This is a genomic window from Streptococcus sp. F0442, from assembly GCF_000314795.2.
Lineage (GTDB): Bacteria > Bacillota > Bacilli > Lactobacillales > Streptococcaceae > Streptococcus.
Genome location: NZ_KB373316.1, coordinates 289,517 through 311,287 on the forward strand (window position 1 = coordinate 289,517; position 21,771 = coordinate 311,287).

Here is a 21,771-nt window from a genome sequence, read left to right on the forward strand (position 1 = left end):
CTGTAATGAACGAAAATAATTATGTAGCAATCATCACAGAACTGGCAAATCAACTTGCCAGCAAGTCAATCAATGAGGCTGAATTTAAGGTTCGTCTTACTGAGTCACAGCAACTTGTAGCTCAACTTGCTCAGGAAGTTGAAAGCTATCGCTCTGTCCTTGATTCTGATAAAGACTTGAAGGACCTGTTTGAAGAAATCAAAAATAAAAACGAGGTAACTAAATAATGGATTACAAAGTACAATTTAAATCATACGATGCAGTAGCTAACACTACCAAGGTAGCAATCAAGCAAGACTTTCCGTACCGTGTTTTCGAGGAAATTTTGCCAACAAACCGCACGACTGAAGATGATGCGACACTGGTTGAAGCAGTATTAAACATCGTCCGCATGGAACTTGACACATCTGGAGCAGTCGTAGCAATCAAGAAAGAGTTAGACAAATCTGTCGAAGCTAACAATGACGCTATCGCTAAGATTCAAGCTCTCACCAAGGACAACGAAGAAAAAGCGAACCAAATCCAGAAGATCAAAGAAGTGGCCGAATGGAACGTGTTGGCCCGTGTGACTGATGTTGAAAATCCACTTGATCCTACTGTATTTAAACGTGGTCTTGAGTTGGTAGATCTTGGTCAATCTGGCAAGACTTACCAACCACAAGAGATCTTTACCATCGAAGATCCAAGCCACACAGAAGCATTTGGTGAAGGGAAACGCATCATGATCCAAGTGAATGAGCCATTTACTTACCAAGGCGAAACCTTGGATCAATTGAATAGCCTTTATCAAAATGGCAAAATCGGCATTTGGAAGTGGACCAAACCAAAAGAAGAGAAGGAAGAGAAGGAAGAGAAGCCAGGACAACCTTCTGGCGACCTTGAAACTCAACCAGTGGCTACAGCTACACCACAACCAACACTTTAACAAGAGAGGGGCGTGATCTATGATCCACTTTACACCAGAGGACATCTCGATGATGGTCGGTTTTATCGGGATCTTACTTGGAATTTACGGCAACTTTAAAGGAAGTGTCGTGGCACAAGAGAAACGCATGGTCGTGATCGAAAAAGACATCGAAAACATGCGTGATTTCCGTTTGACAGCAGTGAGACGGCTCGATAACCACGATGAACAGAATAAGTCTCTATTGATCCTCGCAGAGCAGGTCAAAGCCTTGAGCGAGGATATGAAGGAGCTTAAAGCACTCATTCAAAACAAAAATAATTAAGAGGTAACATTATGAATAAAATTAACTGGTCAGTACGACTTAAAAATAAGAACTTTTGGCTTGCATTAGTGCCAGCTTTGGCATTGCTCTTTCAAGCATTCGCTGACATCTTCGGTATCAAGCTAGAGTTTGGCCAAACCATTGATAAAATCTTGGTATTCGTCAATGTGTTGTTTGCATTCTTCGTTTTGGTCGGAGTGGTCAACGATCCAACTACTGCTGGATTGAGCGATTCAGAGCGTGCTTTAGGTTATGAAGAACCTAGCGAAGATTAATATATTTTTACTGGCTACTATCTATTTTTGGATAGTAGCCTTTGATTTTAGAAAGGAGCAGTAATGGCTACTTTAAACGATATTTTAGGATATGCAGAAGGTCTTGCAGATGCTGGAACAGGTGTATCTATGAGCCAGTGGGGTATGCAGTGTGCTGCACTACCTAATGCGATCTCTACTTACTTTTTTGGAAAAACTCTTTGGGGAAATGCGATTGATCTGCTTAATTCTGCCCGTGACCTTGGCTACGAGGTAGAATACAACCAAGAGGGAAATCTCGATAGCAAGCCACGGGCTGGGGCTGTATTTGTTATGGATACCACTTACATCTACGGACACAGCTACGGTCACACAGGGTTAGTCATCGAAGATAGTGACGGATATACCATGCGCACTATTGAGCAAAACATTGATGGTAATGCAGATGCTCTTTATGTCGGTGGTCCAGCACGATATAACACCCGTGATTTTAACGGTATTGTAGGCTGGTTTTACTTCCCTGTAGATGGCCAACCAGCGCAAGTGACTTCTATCGAGCCGTCAGAGCCTCTCACAGTCGATTCTAGTGCATTTAACGAGGAAACGGGAACATTTACCGTGGAAGTTTCTGCGCTCAATGTACGTGCCTCTGCAGGGCTCTCTTCTGAGATTGTAGCAGTGTATACAGCAGGTCAAACCATCAATTATGACGGTTGGATTGATAATGACGGCTATATCTGGATTACGTATATCGCAGGATCTGGCAATCGCAGATATGTCGCAGTCGGGCAATCAGAGAATAGTAAGCGTATTAATAGCTTTGGTTCATTCTCTTAAAGGAGGTGAATTATGCGCATTAATTCAACAAACCTAAAACAATTCGAAGGAGGGGCGGTTGTCAAGCAAGGCGACTCTGCCTCACTTTTTGGATATGAGCTACTGGACGAGCAAATGCGCCCTATTAGTGATCTAAACGGCAAAAATGCTACAATACGAATCTTTAATCAAAAAGGAAAGGCTACATTTGAGAGTACAGTAGATAATTCAAAAGTTACTTTTAAAATAAGCAAGCCCCTACCGATTGGATCTTATTTGGTAGAAGTCGTTTGTGACGGGTATATTTTCCCAAGTGACCGCTCGACACGTTTGGAAATCACACGTTCAGCAGACGAATTTACAAGCGTGGAAGTTCTTTCGCTTGTAAGAAACGATGTCAAGACTGAAATCGACAAGTACATTGCAGAACATCCAAATGGACCACAGACGGAAGAACTCCCAGATCTAACCGTACTATATAACCTAGCTAAAATTTAAAAGGAGAAATAAATGACTTTAAACACACAAAACCTCACACAATTTGCACAGGCCGTTGGTGCTGACGTAAAAGAAATCAAGACCACGCTTGCTAATAAAGCTGACAAGTCTGAGCTTGGTCAAGGCGGGATCACACAACAACAACTGGAAACAGCAATTCAAGGGGTGAAAACCGCAATCCTTGGCGAGGGTGTGCCAGAAGAACTTGACACTCTCAAAGAAATCGCAGACCGTATTGCTAACGGTGCAGGATCAGCAGATCAGGCTATCGTGTCTAAAATGACAGAGCTTGGTCAAAAATTTACTGACTTGGAAAATACCGATTTTGCACAGATTTATAATACCGCTAAAAATACCCTCTAAGGAGGTGAAGCATGGATAAACTAAAACAAGTTATTCAGGCGATTGGGGTTGATATAGGTGTGCTTCAAGGACAACAGACTTCATTTTTATCAACCTCTAAAGCATACGAACTATTTCCAACCTATACAACCTTGCAATCCCAGATGGCCAATAACATCAAAGACAAGCACCTTGAATTGGGTCTGGATGCATTGATTGATACAAAATTGGCAAATGGCGGTGATCCATTCGTAACACGCTCTAAAATCCCGACAATCGACACAAGCCAACTGGCCAGCAAAAACGATCTTGAGGAATTAAAGCGTTCGGTAGGATCTGGTGGCAGTGCTGGAACGGAATTAAAAGGTCAAGGCTTCCCGTATAATCTAAACGCTGACATCGGTACAATTTATACTGATACCACGGCTAAAAACGGAGCGGTGAAGTGGATCAAGAAAGGCTCCGGAACCGGCTCTAACGCTTGGTCAGTCTTGTTTGGAGATGTCAAAATTAAACCAAGAAATATCAACTCAAATCAAACTAATGCGTATGTCGAGTTTAGACGTATAAACTCCACGGTTGAGATCGGCTTTGGTGGCCTCTCTTGGGGTTGGTTTGGAATCGTGAGACGAGGTGCGCCCAGCTACGTTCCACAAGGCTCTGACCGTGAGCGAAACGTGGTGATCTTAAACGTCGGTGGTATACCCGTCGGTTTTCGTGCGACTAACTCAAAACTGGGTATTATGACAAATGACAAAGGCAAGCGCCTTGGCACTTTCTATCTAGGTGGGCCGGGTGACGGCAACCAGCTACGCTTACAATTCGATGACCCAGTGCCAACAGATCGTGATATCGGAGACTTGCGGTTTACTGATATGTCATATATCACAGATGACCCGTGGCCAGAAACTCTATAATACATAAGACACACACCCCCTCAATTCGAGGGGGCTTTTTTTATTGTGCTTATAACGGCAATTATTAAAATTGTCCGTTGTAACCTCAATCGAATGACTATGTTTTTTTGATTCTCTGCTATAAGCAATGGGTCTTTACATCAAAAAAAGTGATGATTAAATAACCATCACTTTTTGTTTTTTAACTGATTGGCGTATTCTGTCATTTTAATTGCGTGTTTCAAACGCATATTCATAATATCAGAAATACCATTCTTATATTTGTCTACAGCTTGGGTGGATAATCCACAATTTTTACTAATAGAATAGGCTGTGGCATTTTCTAGCAGCCATTTAATAGCATTGATATCAACTAACATATTTACCTCACAAAAAACCAAATGATCACTACGATCAACAGAAGCCCTAAAATAAACTCAAGTTTTTCTCTAGCTGTGGTTTTTTTAACATTAAATTTTACTTTCATCACGATACCTGATATAATTAAAGCAAGCCCCACCAAGGGGCGGATAGTGATTGCTCACTATCCGAATTCGATGTGCCACTCAATGCTTATGATGAACAAGTTGATTTTGACTACTAGCTTATTCGTCTTAGCTTTGATTGGCTTTTTTCTTCGCCTTAACATTTATTTTTCCTTTCTTTAGTTTCCTTGTCTAAGGTTTCCTCCTTAACCTTATGTATATATTATACAACTAAAGTTGTATTAAATCAAGAGATTTTACTAACTTTTTTTAAAAAAATAAAAGATTTTTTCCTATTAAATAGCTTCATTCTATATCTCTTTTATAATTAAGCTTGAACTTTCTTGGAACCTATGCTAAACTAGTAATACAAATGATGAGCCGTGAAAGTTTTAGAAGTCAGTACCTAAAACAGACCCTAAAACCTAAAAACAGCTATATAATTGAGTTTTAGAAACTCCCACCGGCTCCATATTTTTATTCATGGAAGATTACTCAAGAGGCTTAAGAGGCCGTGTTGGAAACGCGGTAGGCGTGTAAAAGCGTGCGTGGGTTCGAATCCCATGTCTTCCGTTGTTGAGACATCATTGTGTAGCAGTGGTGTTTTTTTGTACAATAAAGAGTCCCAAAAATAGACAAGTGAGGGAGGAGAAAAAGTGATTGCACAGCTGGATACAAAAACAGTCTATACCTTTATGGAAAGCCTTGTGACCCTAAAAGACTATGTCCAAAAGGCTAAAAGCTTGCGCTATGATGCTTTAGGAATGATGGATGTGGATAATTTGTATGGAGCTTATGAGTTTATTGAAGCTTGTCAGGAGGCAAATCTTAAGCCCATAGTCGGTTTGGAACTTGAACTGGAGCTCGGGAATGAAACGATTCCCTTTCGGATGTTGGCCTTATCTACCAAGGGATACCAGAATCTGATGAAGATGTCGACCGTCAAGATGATGGGGAAGTGCAATTGGGAGGATGTGAAGCATTTGACTGAAGGGGTAGCAGTCATTGTCCCAGCTCCTTTTGCCAGCGAAGAATTAGCACTTGGTCTGGATTACTTGATCGGGGTGTTTGTGGATAGTCCCGTCCAAGTGTTTTCGCACCCTGTGATCCCTCTTCATACTGTTCGATTTTTTGAGGCTGGGGATATGGAAGCTATGCAAATGCTAGCTGCTATTAAAGAAAATCAAACCTTGACGGAAACAGGACCAATTGATCCTGCCCTCGTCTTAAAAGCTCCTCAGGAGTTGGAGAAGGATTTTGCAGAAACATTTCCGCACGCCATCACAAATCTTGAAAAACTTGTCCAAGGGATTCATTATGACATGGATACCCAATTGAAATTACCTCGTTTCAATCCTCAAAGACCTGCAGTGGAGGAACTCAGAGAATTAGCCCAAGCGGGTCTTCTTCGAAAGAACTTGACCAGTCGGGTCTATCAAGAACGTCTAGAGCATGAGTTAGATGTTATTCATCAAATGGGCTTCGATGATTATTTCTTGATTGTCTGGGATCTCCTTCGTTTCGGACGGAGTCAGGGATATTATATGGGAATGGGGCGTGGATCAGCTGTAGGCTCGCTGGTAGCTTATGTCCTTGAAATTACAGGGATTGATCCAGTGGAGAAGAATCTCCTATTTGAGCGCTTTTTAAATGTGGAGCGCTACACCATGCCAGATATCGATATTGATATTCCTGATATCTATCGTCCAGAATTTATCCGCTATGTGAGAGATCGGTATGGGAGTTACCATGCGGCTCAGATTGTCACCTTTTCAACCTTTGGAGCCAAACAAGCCATTCGAGACGTCTTTAAACGCTTTGGAGTTCCTGAGTACGAATTGACTTCTATTACCAAGCGGATTGGTTTTAGAGATACACTCACAACCGCTTATGAACAGAATTTAGCTTTTCGACAAGTAATCCATAGCCGGGCAGACTTTGAGCGTGGTTTTGAGATTGCTAAAAGAATTGAAGGCCAACCAAGACAGACCTCGATCCATGCGGCGGGTGTTGTGATGAGTGACCAGGATTTGACGGACTACATTCCTCTCAAGTACGGAGAAGATATGTTCGTCACCCAGTATGATGCCCATGCAGTTGAAGCCAATGGTCTGTTAAAGATGGACTTTTTGGGCCTGCGCAATTTAACCTTTGTTCAGAAGATGAAGGAAGCCGTCTATGAAAAGTACCAAGAAGAGATTGTGATTGAAGCCATTGATTTAGAAGATCCAGCAACCTTGGCCTTGTTTGCGGCAGGAGATACCAAGGGGATTTTCCAATTTGAACAGGCTGGAGCCATCCGCCTCTTGAGACGGGTGAAACCCAATCATTTCGAAGAAGTGGTAGCGACCACCTCTCTCAATCGTCCGGGTGCCAGCGATTACATCGATAATTTCGTCAAAAGAAAGCATGGCCAAGAAAGAGTGGAGATTTTGGATCCAGCCATTGAAGAAATCTTAAGACCTACTTATGGCATCATGCTCTATCAGGAGCAGGTCATGCAGGTTGCCCAACGCTTTGCAGGTTTTAGCCTGGGGAAAGCCGATATTTTACGGCGTGCCATGGGTAAAAAAAATGCGGCGGAAATGCATAAGATGGAAGACGATTTTGTCCTTGGTGCTCAAAATTTAGGTCATACGGAAGAAAAAGCTAAAGAGGTCTTTGCGATCATGGAAAAATTTGCTGGTTATGGCTTTAACCGTTCCCATGCTTATGCCTATTCTGCCTTAGCTTTTCAAATGGCCTATTTCAAGGTGCATTATCCCGATGTTTTCTTTGATATCATGCTCAATTATTCGAGTAGCGATTATCTGACGGATGCTCTTCAGTCTGATTTTAAAGTCGCGCCATTATCCATCAATACCATCCCTTACAGAGATAAGTTTCAGGATCGAAAAATTTACTTGGGAATGAAAAATATCAAGGGACTCCCCAGGGATTTAGCGTATTGGATTATCGACAATCGCCCCTTTGAAAGTGTCGAAGATTTCATCTTAAGACTTCCAAGGCAGTACCATAAATTGCCTCTCTTGACTCCCTTAGCGGAGCTTGGATTGTTTGATATTTTTGAAAAGAATAGACGCAAAGTCCTTCAAAATTTACCGAATTTGTTTGTTTTTGCTGATGAATTAGGAAGCTTGTTTGCAGATTCCAATTACTCTTGGATAGAGACAGAAGACTTTAGCCAGGCTAAAAAATATGAGAAGGAAGAGGCGATTATTGGAGTTGGCCTTAGCAACCATCCACTGGTTGCAATTGGGAAAACAAGTCCTTTTGAGATCCAGCCTATTGCCCAACTTGTACAAGGGGAGCAAGCACGCATTCTTATTGAGGTACACAGCATTCGAACCATTCGAACCAAGTCGGGGGAACCGATGGCCTTTTTGCAGGTCAGCGATACTAAGAACAAATTAGATGTGACCCTTTTTCCTGAAACTTACAATCGATTCTCTTCCTTGATCAAAGAAGGTGGTTACTACTACTTGACTGGAAAGGTACAAGAGCGAGATGGTCGTTTGCAGATGATTTTAGCGGAAGCTCAACTAGCAACCAATGAGAAGTTCTGGCTGCAATTGGTTGATCATCGTCAGGATAAAAAGATTCTGTCTATTTTGAAAAAATATCCAGGGCCTTATCCTGTGGTATTGCGCTATGAAGAAGAAAAGAAAACCCTGCAATTGAAGGGCTATACAGTTCAAAAAAACAAAGAATTGGAAGAGGAACTAAAGAATCTCGTTATGAAAACGATTTATCGATAAAAACTGCTAAAAATACGAGAATTTTGATTTTCTTTGTGTTATAATTACGTAGAATGTAAAAGAAAAAAAGGAGCAAATATCGAAATGAAACGTATTGCTGTTTTAACCAGTGGTGGAGATGCCCCTGGAATGAATGCTGCTATCCGTGCAGTTGTTCGCCAAGCAATTTCAGAAGGAATGGAAGTCTTCGGTATCTATGATGGATATGCCGGAATGGTTGCTGGTAAAATTAAGCCACTTGATAGATCATCTGTTGGTGATATTATCTCCCGTGGAGGGACCTTCCTTCACTCTGCTCGTTTCCCTGAATTCGCTCAGCGCGAAGGTCAATTAAAAGGGATCGAGCAATTGAAGAAACATGGAATCGAAGGTGTTGTTGTCATTGGTGGAGATGGTTCTTACCATGGAGCGATGCGCTTGACAGAACTTGGATTCCCAGCTGTTGGTCTTCCTGGTACCATTGATAATGATATTGTTGGAACTGACTTTACAATTGGTTTTGATACGGCAGTTACAACTGCAATGGACGCCATTGACAAAATCCGTGATACTTCATCTAGTCACCGTCGTACCTTTGTTATCGAGGTTATGGGTCGCAATGCTGGAGATATTGCTCTTTGGGCAGGAATTGCTTCTGGTGCAGATGAAATCATTATTCCAGAAGAAGGATTCAAGATCGAAGAAGTTGTTGAAAGTATCAAAGAAGGTTACGCTAAAGGTCGTACCCACAACATCATCGTTTTGGCTGAGGGTGTGATGTCTGCGGATGGATTTGGTCAAGCTTTGAAAGATGCTGGAGATACAAGTGACCTTCGTGTGACGGAGCTTGGTCACATCCAACGTGGTGGTTCACCAACTGCACGTGACCGTGTCCTTGCTTCACGTATGGGTGCACACGCAGTTAAATTGCTCAAACAAGGAATCGGTGGTGTAGCCGTTGGAATCCGTAATGAGAAGATGGTGGAAAGCCCAATCCTTGGTAAAGCAGAAGAAGGAGCGCTCTTTAGCTTGACAGAAGAAGGTAAGATTGTGGTGAACAATCCCCACAAGGCTGATCTTGACCTTTGTGAGTTAAACCGTAACTTGTCTTCAATCTAATTCTATTTCATAAATTTGTTAATCTGGTCCTAGAAAGACAGATATATTTAAAAAGGAGTCACATAAATCATGAACAAACGTGTAAAAATCGTTGCAACTTTGGGTCCTGCGGTAGAAATCCGTGGTGGAAAAAAATTCGGTGAAGATGGATACTGGGGTGAAAAACTTGACGTTGAAGCTTCAGCACAAAACATTGCTAAATTGATTGAAGCAGGAGCTAACACTTTCCGTTTCAACTTCTCACACGGTGACCACCAAGAACAAGGTGAACGGATGGCAACTGTTAAACTTGCAGAAAAACTTGCAGGTAAAAAAGTTGGTTTCCTTCTTGATACTAAAGGACCAGAAATTCGTACTGAATTGTTCGAAGGTGAAGCTAAAGAGTACTCATACAAAACTGGTGAAAAAATCCGTGTTGCAACTAAACAAGGAATCAAATCAACTCGTGAAGTGATTGCTTTGAACGTTGCAGGTGCGCTTGACATCTATGATGACGTTGAAGTTGGTCGCCAAGTATTGGTTGACGATGGTAAATTGGGTCTTCGTGTTGTAGAAAAAGATGATGCAACTCGTGAATTTGTCGTTGAAGTTGAAAACGACGGTGTGATCGCTAAACAAAAAGGTGTGAACATCCCTAACACGAAAATTCCTTTCCCTGCTCTTGCTGAACGCGATAACGATGATATCCGCTTCGGTTTGGAACAAGGTATCAACTTCATCGCGATCTCATTCGTACGTACTGCAAAAGACGTCAACGAAGTTCGTGCCATCTGTGAAGAAACTGGTAACGGTCACGTTCAATTGTTTGCGAAAATCGAAAACCAACAAGGTATCGATAACTTGGATGAAATCATTGAAGCTGCTGACGGTATCATGATCGCTCGTGGTGACATGGGTATCGAAGTACCATTCGAAATGGTTCCAGTTTACCAAAAAATGATCATCACTAAAGTGAACGCTGCTGGTAAAGTTGTTATCACTGCAACAAACATGCTTGAAACAATGACTGAAAAACCACGTGCGACTCGTTCAGAAGTATCAGACGTATTTAACGCTGTTATCGACGGAACTGACGCTACAATGCTTTCAGGTGAGTCTGCGAATGGTAAATACCCACTTGAGTCAGTAACAACAATGGCTACAATTGACAAGAACGCTCAAACTCTTCTTAACGAATACGGACGTTTGAACTCAGATACTTTCGAACGTAACTCTAAGACAGAAGTTATGGCTTCAGCTGTTAAAGACGCTACAAACTCAATGAATATCAAATTGGTTGTTACCCTTACTAAGACTGGTCACACAGCACGTTTGATTTCTAAATACCGTCCAAATGCTGATATCTTGGCATTGACATTCGACGAATTGACAGAGCGTGGATTGATGTTGAACTGGGGTGTTATCCCAATGTTGACTGAAGCTCCATCATCAACTGATGATATGTTCGAAATCGCTGAACGTAAAGCAGTTGAAGCAGGTCTTGTAGAATCTGGTGACGATATCGTTATCGTTGCAGGTGTGCCACTTGGCGAAGCTGTTCGTACAAACACAATGCGTATCCGTACAGTACGTTAATAAAGACAATTGTTCTTAAAACCTTGCTCGTTGATCGAAAAGGATCAACGAGCAAGGTTTTTCTTTTTCTCGTTGACTTGTCTATCGGAGGAAGTTATCAAGTGAATTCTCACTAATGTTTACTTTCTCTTTTTTAAAGATTGAAAACATGGTATAATAAATAAAAAGGAAGGGAGACACACATGCCAAGGAGAGATTTAATTAGAAATATCGTCATTGTCGGTGTACTAGTATTAGCACTGATTTTATTGCGAATTTTTGTATTTCATCCATTAACAATTACTGAGAAAATGGCCAATGCTTCTGTAAAAAATGGGGATCTCGTTGTGGCAACTAGAAATGCTCAGGTGGATCGCAGTGATTTGGTTTTATACAAGGTTGGTGGAAAAGAATACCTTGGACGTGTCATTGCTAAAGAAGATGATGAAGTTAGCTATGTGGATGATGTTCTCTATTTGAATGGGCAGGCAACGCCAGAACCTTACTTGAATAACATGCTCAACAAACATCTAGCTGCTCCAACCAGTAATGGCTATTACACAGATGACTTCTTCTTATCAGAGTTAAAGGGAACCAAGGCTGGCCGGGTACCATCGGATACTTACTTGGTTTTAAATGATAACCGTGGGGACACAGAAGACAGTCGGGAGTTTGGGTATATCCATAAAAATCAGATTGAAGGAGTTGTCAATCTTCGTCTCTACCCCCTCAATAAATTTGGTTTTATAAAAGTTGAAGAATAGTCGAAAGGCTATTTTTTCTTACAAAAAAGCTACTGCGGAAAGGAATTGCAGTAGCTTTTTGTTCTGGTTAAATTGAGGGAGAGGGATCTATTTTTCTTGTTTACTAGTGATTTGGTGAAAGACCTTTTGCCAGTGTTCATGGCGACGCCAGAGACTGGTATGAACCTGGTTGTGTAATTCATAGCGAATCAATTTGGTCTTTTGACTGATGGATTCGATTTCGAAATTCTTAAAGGGAATTTGATGCTCTTCTTGCAAACGAACGAGATCCTCTTTGTGGCTTTCTTGACCGAATTCATTAATGAGGGTGAAGTTGTCTGCTAGGAGGGTTGAATATTCCTGCTGAGCCTGCAAGCGTTCTTCATAAGTTTTTAATTTGAGAAGGACATTGTCCAGGATCTCATCTTCTGGGATAGAACTTGGCTCCACATGCACATCGATGTCAAAGACGCCAAATTTTTCCTTAAGAAGGCGCTCGACCTCTTCGGTAATGGCATGACTCTCATAAACAGAGAGGTCTGGATTCATTTCGATGACGACATCTAGGTAAATGTTGCTTCCGTAAGTCCGTCCCCTTTGGGATTTGACCCGGCTGACTTTGGGCAATTCTAGAATGGCAGCCTTGTATTTATCAAGAAGACTTTCATCAAATCCATCTGAGAGGCTGAAGGAGGATTCGATGAAAATATCGTAGGCGGTTTTTAGGATAAAGAAGGTGATGACAATGGCCACCAATTGGTCCACAATGGGGTAGTTGAGAGCGCTAGCCCCAATCGCAACAGAGGTTCCTAAAGAAGTGACCACGTCAGAGAGGTTATCTTTGGCAGCTGCATTGAGGGCCTTGGATTGGGCTTTCTTGGCTAAAGTGCGGTTATGAAGATAGACCGCAAACATGACAAGGGCTGACCCAACTCCAACAATGGCTCCTAAAGGATCAATAACAGTTGTTTCCCTGCTGAGAATTTTTTGAACCGTATCTCGTAGGACATCGAAGCCCACATAAAACATGATGATGGACGTCACCAGGCTAGCTAGATCTTCGATCTTCCAATGACCGAACCGGTGGTCACGGTCAGCTGGCTGGCGGGCTAAGCGAATGCCAATGAGAAGGGCGACGTTGCTGATAATATCGGATAAGTTATTAAAACCATCAGCGACCAAACTGGAGGAGTGAAGCAGGTGGCCTGTTGCTAATTTAGCTGCGGAAAGAATCAGGTAGGCGACAATACTGATCAGGGCTCCACGTTCGGCTAGTTTTAAATTACTTTGTGATCGATTCACTTAGACCTCCTCCAGACTTCTGTAGATTTCCTCCTAAGCGACAAACTTGGATCGTTGTTGATGAGGAAATATTCGTTCTTCTTAAGGCTTTATTATAGCTTTTTTGAGTACAAAATTCAAATGATGCCAACTGTTTCCAAAAGGAGAAAGGGCGAAAATGTGGTATAATAGAACGATTGAATGAATGAGGAGTATGAGATGAATCCTTTATTGAATGGTATGAATGATCGCCAAGCAGAGGCGGTCCAAACGACAGAAGGTCCCCTCTTGATCATGGCGGGGGCTGGTTCTGGTAAGACACGTGTCTTGACCCACCGCATCGCTTACTTGATCGATGAAAAAATGGTCAATCCTTGGAATATTTTGGCCATTACCTTTACCAATAAAGCCGCTCGGGAAATGAAGGAGCGGGCTTATCAGTTGAATCCAGCCACCCAAGATTGCTTGATTGCCACCTTCCACTCTATGTGTGTGCGCATCCTCCGTCGTGATGCGGATCACATTGGCTACAACCGCAACTTCACCATTGTCGACCCGGGTGAGCAACGGACCTTGATGAAGCGGATTTTGAAGTCCTTGAACTTGGATCCTAAAAAATGGAATGAACGGACCATCTTGGGGACTATTTCCAATGCCAAAAATGACCTGATCGATGAAGTGGCCTACGTCGCCCAAGCGGGGGATATGTATACCCAGATCGTCGCCAAGTGTTATGAGGCTTACCAAAAGGAACTCCGTCAGTCAGAAGCAGTGGACTTTGATGATTTGATCATGCTGACACTGCGTCTTTTTGATCAGCATCCAGATGTGCTGACCTATTACCAGCAGAAGTTTCAATACATCCACGTAGACGAGTATCAAGATACAAACCATGCCCAATACCAATTGGTCAAACTCTTGGCTTCACGTTTTAAAAATATCTGTGTCGTTGGGGATGCGGACCAGTCTATTTATGGCTGGCGGGGAGCAGATATGCAGAATATCCTGGACTTTGAGAAGGATTATCCTGATGCCAAGGTCGTCCTCCTAGAAGAGAATTACCGCTCGACTAAGACGATCTTGCAAGCAGCCAATGATGTCATCAAAAACAATCGTAACCGTCGACCTAAAAATCTTTGGACTCAAAATGAAAACGGGGAAGAGATTGTCTATTACCGGGCTAATGACGAGCAGGATGAAGCAGTCTTTGTTGCTAAAACCATTGAAGAGCTCAGTCGCGAAGCTGGCTACAAGCACCGTGATTTTGCTGTTCTCTACCGAACCAATGCCCAGTCACGGACCATTGAAGAAGCGCTGCTCAAGTCCAACATTCCCTACACCATGGTGGGAGGCACCAAGTTCTACAGCCGGAAGGAAATTCGGGATGTCATTGCTTATCTGAACTTGATTGCCAACCTCAGTGACAATATCAGTTTTGAGCGCATTATCAATGAACCTAAGCGGGGAATCGGGCCAGGTACAGTGGATAAGATTCGCGACTTTGCCCAAATGCAAGAGTCCTCACTCCTGGATGCTTCAGCCAATATTATGCTCTCTGGCATCAAAGGAAAAGCAGCCCAAGCCATCTGGGACTTTGCCAATCTCATTCTTGATTTGAGAGAAAAATTGGACCATCTGACCATTACAGAATTGGTCGAAGAAGTCCTTGATAAGACAGGTTACATGACGGCCCTAACCAATCAGGGAAATTTGGAAAGTCAGGCCCGCATCGAGAATATCCAAGAGTTCCTATCTGTTACCAAGAATTTTGATGAAAATGGAGAGACCGTCGAAGACGAATCAGGTGTGGAAACCTTGAGTCGTTTCTTGAACGATTTGGCTTTGATTGCCGATACAGATGATGGGGCCCAAGAAACTTCAGAAGTCACCTTGATGACCCTTCACGCGGCTAAGGGATTGGAGTTTCCAGTCGTCTTCTTGATTGGGATGGAAGAAAATGTCTTTCCTCTTAGTCGTGCGGCTGAGGATCCAGATGAGTTGGAAGAAGAGCGTCGCTTGGCTTATGTAGGGATCACGCGGGCAGAGAAGGTTCTCTTCTTGACCAATGCTAACTCACGTTTGCTCTTTGGACGGACCAGCTACAACCGCCCGACGCGTTTCATCAATGAAATTAGCTCGGATTTATTGACCTACCAAGGATTAGCCCGTCCAGTTAATACCAGCTTTAAGGCTTCTTATAGCAATGGAGGCGGAACGACCTTTGGAAAAGGCATGAGCCTGTCACAAGCCCTTCAAGAGCGCAAGAGACAAGCAGCCCCAAGTGCTCTCACGTCATCAAGCCTCCCCTTTGGCAATAGCAACCGTTCTAGCGCCAAAGAAAGCGTCGCATGGGCCATTGGCGACATTGCCATTCACAAGAAGTGGGGCGAAGGAACCGTGCTTGAAGTATCTGGTAGTGGTAGTACCCAAGAACTCAAGATCAACTTCCCAGAAGTGGGTCTCAAAAAACTCTTGGCCAGTGTCGCGCCGATTGAGAAGAAATAAACTAAAGCCAGTAAGCTAAGTCCACTGTTTCAGATTATAAATAAGCAACATCTTTTCAGAAATCTAAAGTTATTACTGAATGAGACTATTGAAAAAAATATTTTGGAACTAGTGCAAAATAGATTGAGACTTTTCGCCGTGAGGAAAGCATCAGAAACGCATTAGTTTCTGGTGCTCGGTAGATTTGAGACGAAAGGCTCAAATCTAAGGTATGGAATCCCAAAGGGAGTCGCTACCGTCCGTCCTCACCTAAGGAAAGTCTCTATAAAAGAATGAATATTTACTTAAAACCAGCAAGCTTCGTTTGTTGGTTTTGATTTTACTGGTGGCATGATATAATATACTAAGAATAGAGAAAGAGGCAGGCTATGAACGAAATCAAGTGTCCCAACTGTGGGGAAGTCTTTACAGTCAATGAAAGTCAATACAGCGAACTCTTGTCACAGGTACGGACAGCAGAGTTTGACAAGGAAATTCATGAGCGAATTCGGCAAGAGTTGGCTTTAGCAGAGCAAAAGGCCCTTAATGAGCAGCAAGAGAAGTTAGCAAAGAAGGATCAAGAAATTGCTCAGTTACAAAACCAGATTCAACAGTTTGATACCGAAAAAGAATTGGCCAAAAAAGAGGTGGAGCAAACGGCTAGCCAAAGCCTACTAGAGAAAGAAAAAGAAGTGCAAGCGCTGGAAAATCAGTTGGCCACCTTGCGCTTGGAGCATGAGAATCAGCTCCAAAAGACTTTATCTGCACTGGAAAAAGAGCGAGACGAGGTTAAGAATCAGCTAGCCTTGCAAGAAAAGGAAGCAGCACTCGCCCAGACTTCTCTCAAAGAGCGCTATGAGGTAGAGCTGCGGCAGAAAGACGAGACCATAGAGTTCTACAAGGATTTCAAAGCTAAGCAGTCTACTAAGATGATTGGCGAGAGTTTGGAACAGCACTGCGAGTATGAGTTTAACAAGAATCGTATGGCTATGTTTCCACGAGCTGAGTTTGGCAAGGACAATGATGCCAGAACTGGCAGCAAGGGTGACTACATTTACCGTGAGGTGGATGAAAATGGTGTAGAAATCCTCTCTATCATGTTTGAGATGAAAAATGAAGGCGATGAGACAGCGACCAAGAAGAAAAACGAGCATTTCTTCAAAGAGCTGGATAAGGACCGGCGGGAGAAAGGTTGCGAGTATGCTATTCTGGTGACACTTCTTGAGGCTGATAGCGAGCTCTACAATTCGGGTATTGTCGATGTGTCCTACGTCTATGAGAAGATGTATGTTATCCGGCCTCAGTTCTTCTTGCCCATGATTACCCTCTTGCGCAATGCGGCTCTTAACTCTCTTAAATACAAGCAAGAACTAGCACTTATCCGTGAGCAAAATATTGACATCACCCACTTTGAAGAAGATCTAGACGCCTTCAAGGTTGCCTTTGCTAAGAACTACAATTCAGCCTCCGTCAACTTCGGTAAGGCCATCGATGAAATCGACAAAGCCATCAAGCGGATGGAAGAAGTCAAGAAATTCCTCACCACATCAGAAAATCAACTCCGCCTCGCTAATAATAAGTTGGATGATGTATCAGTCAAAAAATTGACCCGCAAAAATCCAACCATGAAAGCTAAATTTGATGCTCTGAAAGGAGAATAATCTTTGTATTCAGCTAAGAACGCTACCTTGTCCATGAATGGGAAAACCATGGACTATGTGACATTTGGTAAAGGTAAGCAACCATTAGTGATCATAGCAGGCTTGGGGGATGGGTTGCAGACGGTTAAAGGAAAGGCCCTGCTCTTTTCCCTCTCTTATCGTCTACTTGCTAAGCACTATAAAATCTATGTTTTTTCTCGAATCAATGAGCTGAGACAGGGCTATACGACGCGAGATATGGCAGCAGATGTAGCAGAAGCAATGGAGGCACTAAAACTAGATACCGCTTATGTTATGGGGATTTCACAAGGTGGAATGATTGCCCAATGGTTGACAGTTGATTTTCCTGAAAAGGTTCAAAAGCTCATCTTAGCCGTGACCACTGCAAAACCTAGTCAACTTGCTAGAGAACGAATTGAGCATTGGCAAAAACTTAGTCAATCTGGAAATTTTAAGCATCTCATGCTGGATATTGCAAAGCATTCCTACACGCAAAAGAGTTATCAAAAGTGGCGGTTGCTTTATAATATCATGGGTCGCTTGGGACGAATGAAAGATGAGAAACGAATTGCTATTCAGTCTCAGTCTTGCCTGGAACATAATAGCCTTGAGGTCTTAAAAGAAATTCAATGTCCGACCTTGGTCCTTGGTGCGCTTGAAGATGATGTGATCGGTGTGAACGACTCCAAGGAACTGGCAAAAGCGATTTCGGGTTGTCAGCTCCTTATTCTAAAGCATTCTGGGCATGCTCTTTATGAAGATAATAAAGCATTTCAAGAGGCTGTCTGTGAATTCTTAAACTAAAAAAAGCTGGAATTTTCCAGCTTTTTTATGTTAGTTAAATCGCAAAGAGATCGTTTAGGTTTTCTGCCATGGTTGGGTGGGTAAAGATTTGTTTTGCGATGTAAGTATAAGGGATCTTGTTGTCCATGGCCATGGTAATTAGGTTGATAAGTTCGCCTGCAGCTTCTCCAAAGAGAGTCGCTCCAAGAATTTCTTTGGTTTCTGGGTTGACCACGGCTTTGAAGGCCCCTCGGAGGTCTGCGTTGACATGGCCACGAGGCATAGCAGCAACTGGCAATTCTTTAACAGCGACTGGAAGTCCTTTGTCACGCGCTTCTTGCTCGGTCAAGCCGACTTGGGCAAGTGGAGGAGCAATAAAGAGTGTTGTCGCATAATTGTTACGAGTTTCGAGATTGTAGCTACCATCTCCGGTAAGGTAGTTGAAGACGATGCGGAAGTCATCGAGTGACATGTAGGTGAATTGAGGGCCACCATTGACATCTCCAACTGCAAAGACACCAGGGACGCTGGTTTCCAAATGACGGTTAACTTGGATTGCCCCACGATCAGTGACTTGGATGTCTGTGTTTTCAAGACCAAGTCCAGCTGTGTTTGGTTTACGTCCTGTTGCGTAGAGAAGGATATCAAACTCGAAGTCTCCCTTATCCGTTACAACGGTTAAGTTGTTTTGGCCATCTTTGATTTCTTGGGTATGAACGCCTTGCAAGAATTGAATGCCATCTTCTTCCAGGTAGCCTTTGGCAAGAGCTGCGATGCTTGGCTCGATCCGTGGCAAGAACGTATCTGCAGCATCCAATACTGTTACTTGGCTACCCAAGGTATTATAGAGATGAGCAAATTCCAATCCGATAGGTCCTCCACCAAGGACGCCCAGGCGTTTAGGTAGGTTTTCCAAACGTTGAATACCGGTTGAATCCACTGCAAATTTACTTTCAGCCAATCCTGGGATTGGAAGGATAGTTGGCACAGCACCAGTATTAATAATAATGGTTTCTGCTGTCAATTCTTCCTTTTCATCTCCAGCTTGAATTTCGATGACCTTGTTAGACACAAAGCGGGCCGTCGCGTCGATAATGTCTACGCCAGTTCCAGCAATGGTTGCGTAGTTCTTGCCATTGAGACGAGTCGTCACTGCATTTTTCTCATTCATGGCTTGCTCAAAATCCAAGCCTTTTTCTGCTGCAACAATCAAGGTCTTGGTTGGAATACAAGCGATATTGATACAAGTACCACCGTACATAGACTTGCTCTTTTCAATCAGAGCAACTTTTTTTCCTTGGCTTGATAATTTCGCTGCAAGAGTTTTACCAGCTTTACCAAATCCAATAACAATTACATCATACATTAACATATGTTACACCTTCTTTCGCTTTCTATTGTATCAAACCCATTTTAAAAAGTCTGAAATCTGCTACGGGATTTTTTGGGAGATTATCAGGAAGAGGAAACAGGGACAAGAAGTCTCGTTTCATGGTATAATAAAGGGTCGGTGACTAGGGTGATCACACATGAGCTAGAAAGAGCAAATCAGATAGACGGAATTATCAATGTAAAAAAAGAAGCAGGGATGACTTCACATGATGTGGTCTTTAAACCGCGAAAAATCCTAGGAACCAAGAAGATCGGTCATGGGGGAACGCTGGATCCTGATGTGGTGGGAGTGCTTCCGATTGCAGTTGGAAAAGCGATCCAGATGGTCGAATTTATGCAAGATGAAGGCAAAATCTATGAAGGAGAAACCACTTTAGGCTTTTCTACCACGACGGGGGATGCAAGTGGGGTTTAAAAGGAGACTTTCAATCTGCCATGTAAAATATGTCCAAATATAATTTGAAAAAAATGGGGGCAGATTAAGAGATTATACATTTTTAATATCAAGCTTTGAGCTATTAAAAGTTTCCATTTTACCGATCGGGAGTGTTGTTCGGGTGAGAGAAGGTGTGGAGCCTGTCATGATGATAAATTATTGTCCAGATACTAAAAGCAGAGGCAAAAATGAAACTAGGACCATTTGGATTGGGCTTATCAATAGGGGGGTAAAACATGGAAATACAATTAAAATTACGTGGAAACTCAGAAGGATTTATCCTTGAGTCAAAATTACCTGATGATGAACTTTGGACTGAAAGGATTGAAATCGTTCAAGAAGATGAAGGTTATCGTCTCTATGCAACAGATGTAGAAATTCTTGTCTTGAAAGAATCAGAATTCATTTCTAAGAAGAAAAGAATAGTCGCAAGAGGGTTAAATAAGGATTTGATTTATTATGAAGAAAAAAGATTTGAACATTTATGGGAACAAGCATACTGGCATGGAGTTTTTCAATTCAATTTAAATAACTATGAAATGACGAGTGTAGGTTCAGGTAGTAAAGGAGATATTTCACCTGTCACAAAAGATGGCATTCCGATTGCCGTTTATGCTGCAAGTAATATTGCAATTGCTGGAAAGAGAAACTTTTCTCTCTATACTGAAAATATTGACGAAATTGACAATTTACTGATGTTTTACGTAATTGATTATATTAGGGGATATGACTTTTTAGATATTGATTCTTTATCTGCAAGATATCGTTTCTTTTATCGATTCGATAAACGCTCAGCTCTAACGAAGGAACATTTAGATATGCTTCCAGAGGAGAGAAGACCTTCTAAGTTAGAGGCGTTTATCATCTATTTTTTATCAGCCTTCCTTGTTGTGGGTATCAGCTTGGTATCATTACGCCCTTTATTCTCATTTTTAGTAGCAATACTGATACATTTTATTTATACTATCATAAAGAATTGGAGAGATAGAGGTGAATAGTAGATTACTTACCTATTGATTTATTATTGAGACTACATTAAAAGAAATCTTAAAAAAGTGCCAATAGCTTGATCAAAGGCATGAGAGAATGGTTTAAATGATACTGGAACGAGTTAATATAACTTTATTGACCACAACTGAAGAGAGGAAAATAGAAAGCAAGACATGAACGGTATTATCAACTTAAAAAAAGAAGCAGGCATGACCTCGCATGATGCGGTTTTTAAGCTACGTAAGATTTTAGGAACAAAAAAAATCGGTCATGGTGGGACCTTGGATCCGGATGTGGTTGGCGTTTTACCCATTGCTATAGGGAAGGCGACTCGCATGGTAGAGTTCATGCAGGACGAGGGCAAGGTCTACGAGGGCGAAATCACTCTGGGATTTTCTACCACGACGGAGGATGCCAGCGGGGAAGTCGTAGAGCGGACCCCAGTGGAAGCCCCTTTAGATGCAACAGAGGTGGACCGCATGATTGCCCAGATGGTGGGAGAAATGGAGCAGATACCACCTATGTACTCAGCAGTCAAGGTCAACGGACGTAAACTCTATGAGTATGCACGAGCAGGAGAAGAAGTGGAACGTCCTGTCCGACAGGTGACGATTTGTGAATTCACGCGCATCGGTGAGATTGGCTACGAGGAAGGACTAGCCCGTTTTCGCTTCAGGGTCAAATGCAGCAAGGGGACCTATATCCGGACCTTGTCGGTGGATTTGGGTCAAAAACTGGGTTATGCAGCCCATATGTCCCATCTTACCCGAACCAGGGCTGCCGGTTTGTCACTGGATGATGCCCTGACCCTGGAAGAGGTTGCTGAAAAAGTAGCGCAAGGAGATTTGAGCTTCCTTCACCCACTTGAGATTGGAACCGGGGATCTGGAAAAAGTAGATCTGACAGTTGAAGAGGTTGGCGAAGTCCAAGTGGGACGCTTTATTCCAGTTGAGAGCGAAGCCAGAGAGTTAGCTGCTTTTTACCAAGGGAAATTGGTAGCTATTTTGGAAAAAAGGGAAGAACTTTACAAACCTCGCAAGGTTTTTCTGACAGAAAGTGTGTTACAATAAA

At 42.5% G+C, this 21,771-nt stretch carries 20 protein-coding genes, 1 tRNA gene and 1 pseudogene; 19 read left to right on the top strand and 3 right to left on the bottom strand.

What is annotated here, in order from left to right:
• The first annotated feature begins 5 nt into the window (after positions 1–5).
• The 8 genes from HMPREF9186_RS10465 to HMPREF9186_RS10990 all read left to right on the top strand — a co-directional run bounded on the left by HMPREF9186_RS10465 (position 6) and on the right by HMPREF9186_RS10990 (position 4,056).
• On the top strand, positions 6–227 hold the full coding sequence (locus HMPREF9186_RS10465; RefSeq protein WP_009732636.1) for a hypothetical protein: 222 nt from the start codon (positions 6–8) through the stop codon (positions 225–227).
• Complete coding sequence (locus HMPREF9186_RS10470; protein ID WP_009732637.1) at positions 227–925, top strand: hypothetical protein; 699 nt, start codon at positions 227–229, stop codon at positions 923–925. The genes HMPREF9186_RS10465 and HMPREF9186_RS10470 overlap by 1 nt, the downstream gene beginning before the upstream one ends.
• Positions 926–944: 19 nt before the next feature.
• On the top strand, positions 945–1,229 hold the full coding sequence (locus tag HMPREF9186_RS10475) for a DUF7365 family protein (protein ID WP_009732638.1): 285 nt from the start codon (positions 945–947) through the stop codon (positions 1,227–1,229).
• An 11-nt stretch (positions 1,230–1,240) separates the two neighbouring features.
• A complete protein-coding gene (locus HMPREF9186_RS10480; protein WP_009732639.1) occupies positions 1,241–1,504 on the top strand; it encodes a phage holin in 264 nt (87 codons plus the stop codon).
• Between the two features lie 63 nt (positions 1,505–1,567).
• Positions 1,568–2,320, top strand: coding sequence for a CHAP domain-containing protein (locus HMPREF9186_RS10485; protein ID WP_009732640.1), 753 nt, complete (start codon positions 1,568–1,570; stop codon positions 2,318–2,320).
• A gap of 12 nt (positions 2,321–2,332) precedes the next feature.
• On the top strand, positions 2,333–2,797 hold the full coding sequence (locus HMPREF9186_RS10490) for a carboxypeptidase regulatory-like domain-containing protein (RefSeq protein ID WP_009732641.1): 465 nt from the start codon (positions 2,333–2,335) through the stop codon (positions 2,795–2,797).
• 12 nt (positions 2,798–2,809) lie between these two features.
• Positions 2,810–3,160: a hypothetical protein gene (locus tag HMPREF9186_RS10495; RefSeq protein ID WP_009732642.1), complete on the top strand. Its 351-nt coding sequence runs from the start codon at positions 2,810–2,812 to the stop codon at positions 3,158–3,160.
• Between the two features lie 11 nt (positions 3,161–3,171).
• On the top strand, positions 3,172–4,056 hold the full coding sequence (locus HMPREF9186_RS10990; protein WP_009732643.1) for a hypothetical protein: 885 nt from the start codon (positions 3,172–3,174) through the stop codon (positions 4,054–4,056).
• 167 nt (positions 4,057–4,223) lie between these two features.
• Here the strand turns inward: HMPREF9186_RS10990 and HMPREF9186_RS10505 are convergent, their stop codons facing one another.
• Positions 4,224–4,415, bottom strand: a complete 192-nt coding sequence (locus HMPREF9186_RS10505; protein WP_009732644.1) for a hypothetical protein — start codon at positions 4,413–4,415, stop codon at positions 4,224–4,226.
• A 590-nt stretch (positions 4,416–5,005) separates the two neighbouring features.
• Between HMPREF9186_RS10505 and HMPREF9186_RS10510 the strand changes: the two genes are divergently transcribed.
• From HMPREF9186_RS10510 to lepB, 5 genes are all read left to right on the top strand, one after another.
• A tRNA-Ser gene (locus HMPREF9186_RS10510) sits at positions 5,006–5,093 on the top strand.
• Positions 5,094–5,176: 83 nt separating this feature from the next.
• The gene (locus tag HMPREF9186_RS10515; RefSeq protein ID WP_009732645.1) at positions 5,177–8,278 is read left to right on the top strand and encodes a DNA polymerase III subunit alpha; all 3,102 of its coding nucleotides are present in this window, start codon (positions 5,177–5,179) and stop codon (positions 8,276–8,278) included.
• Positions 8,279–8,362: 84 nt separating this feature from the next.
• Positions 8,363–9,376, top strand: a complete 1,014-nt coding sequence (gene pfkA, locus HMPREF9186_RS10520; protein ID WP_009732646.1) for a 6-phosphofructokinase — start codon at positions 8,363–8,365, stop codon at positions 9,374–9,376.
• Positions 9,377–9,445: 69 nt separating this feature from the next.
• Entirely contained in the window at positions 9,446–10,951 is a 1,506-nt protein-coding gene (gene pyk, locus HMPREF9186_RS10525) for a pyruvate kinase (protein WP_009732647.1), read from the top strand.
• A gap of 182 nt (positions 10,952–11,133) precedes the next feature.
• The gene (lepB, locus tag HMPREF9186_RS10530; protein ID WP_009732648.1) at positions 11,134–11,694 is read left to right on the top strand and encodes a signal peptidase I; all 561 of its coding nucleotides are present in this window, start codon (positions 11,134–11,136) and stop codon (positions 11,692–11,694) included.
• Positions 11,695–11,781: 87 nt separating this feature from the next.
• Here lepB and HMPREF9186_RS10535 read toward each other — a convergent pair whose 3' ends face one another.
• Positions 11,782–12,975 (bottom strand): cation diffusion facilitator family transporter, encoded by a 1,194-nt coding sequence (locus HMPREF9186_RS10535; protein ID WP_009732649.1) that lies wholly within the window; start codon positions 12,973–12,975, stop codon positions 11,782–11,784.
• A 198-nt stretch (positions 12,976–13,173) separates the two neighbouring features.
• Between HMPREF9186_RS10535 and pcrA the strand changes: the two genes are divergently transcribed.
• The 3 genes from pcrA to HMPREF9186_RS10550 all read left to right on the top strand — a co-directional run bounded on the left by pcrA (position 13,174) and on the right by HMPREF9186_RS10550 (position 17,903).
• Positions 13,174–15,459, top strand: coding sequence for a DNA helicase PcrA (gene pcrA, locus HMPREF9186_RS10540; protein WP_009732650.1), 2,286 nt, complete (start codon positions 13,174–13,176; stop codon positions 15,457–15,459).
• A gap of 368 nt (positions 15,460–15,827) precedes the next feature.
• Positions 15,828–17,099 carry a DUF2130 domain-containing protein gene (locus HMPREF9186_RS10545; RefSeq protein ID WP_009732651.1) on the top strand — a complete coding sequence of 424 codons (1,272 nt, stop codon included), beginning with the start codon at positions 15,828–15,830 and terminating at the stop codon, positions 17,097–17,099.
• A 3-nt stretch (positions 17,100–17,102) separates the two neighbouring features.
• Positions 17,103–17,903: an alpha/beta fold hydrolase gene (locus HMPREF9186_RS10550; protein WP_009732652.1), complete on the top strand. Its 801-nt coding sequence runs from the start codon at positions 17,103–17,105 to the stop codon at positions 17,901–17,903.
• A 34-nt stretch (positions 17,904–17,937) separates the two neighbouring features.
• Here the strand turns inward: HMPREF9186_RS10550 and HMPREF9186_RS10555 are convergent, their stop codons facing one another.
• Complete coding sequence (locus HMPREF9186_RS10555) at positions 17,938–19,254, bottom strand: FAD-containing oxidoreductase (RefSeq protein WP_009732653.1); 1,317 nt, start codon at positions 19,252–19,254, stop codon at positions 17,938–17,940.
• Between the two features lie 180 nt (positions 19,255–19,434).
• Here HMPREF9186_RS10555 and truB (HMPREF9186_RS10560) point away from each other — a divergent pair.
• The 3 genes and pseudogenes from truB (HMPREF9186_RS10560) to truB (HMPREF9186_RS10570) all read left to right on the top strand — a co-directional run.
• A pseudogene (gene truB, locus HMPREF9186_RS10560) lies at positions 19,435–19,683 on the top strand (tRNA pseudouridine(55) synthase TruB); the annotation flags it as partial.
• A gap of 263 nt (positions 19,684–19,946) precedes the next feature.
• Entirely contained in the window at positions 19,947–20,708 is a 762-nt protein-coding gene (locus tag HMPREF9186_RS10565) for a hypothetical protein (RefSeq protein ID WP_009732655.1), read from the top strand.
• A 165-nt stretch (positions 20,709–20,873) separates the two neighbouring features.
• The gene (gene truB / locus HMPREF9186_RS10570) at positions 20,874–21,770 is read left to right on the top strand and encodes a tRNA pseudouridine(55) synthase TruB (RefSeq protein ID WP_009732656.1); all 897 of its coding nucleotides are present in this window, start codon (positions 20,874–20,876) and stop codon (positions 21,768–21,770) included.
• Position 21,771 lies beyond the last annotated feature (1 nt).